Genomic DNA, 252 nt, shown 5'->3' with positions numbered 1-252 from the left:
AATATGCCATATAAAGTGTTTCTAACAGACATCACTTATCTTCCTTATGGAAGTGGACAATGGGCTTATCTTTCAGCTGTTAAAGATGGTGCTACAGGCGAGATTGTTGCACACCACTTCTCAACTAGCTTAAAAATGAACTTAGTTTATGAAACACTGGATAAATTGAATGATGTGATTAAAGATATGCCATTAATGGACAGGTATATCCACTCAGATCAAGGTGTTCATTATACATATCCTGTTTTCCAG

Annotated in this window: 1 protein-coding gene; it reads left to right on the top strand. The window is 35.7% G+C overall.

The features are described 5' to 3' along the window. On the top strand, nt 1-252 hold a 252-nt coding region (locus B9P78_RS09640), incomplete at both ends, for a DDE-type integrase/transposase/recombinase (protein WP_148138611.1).

This window comes from Aerococcus sp. 1KP-2016 (genome assembly GCF_002252085.1).
GTDB lineage: Bacteria > Bacillota > Bacilli > Lactobacillales > Aerococcaceae > Aerococcus.
Note: the sequence above shows the minus strand (reverse complement) of the source record. Positions and strands in the feature narration are given on the sequence as shown.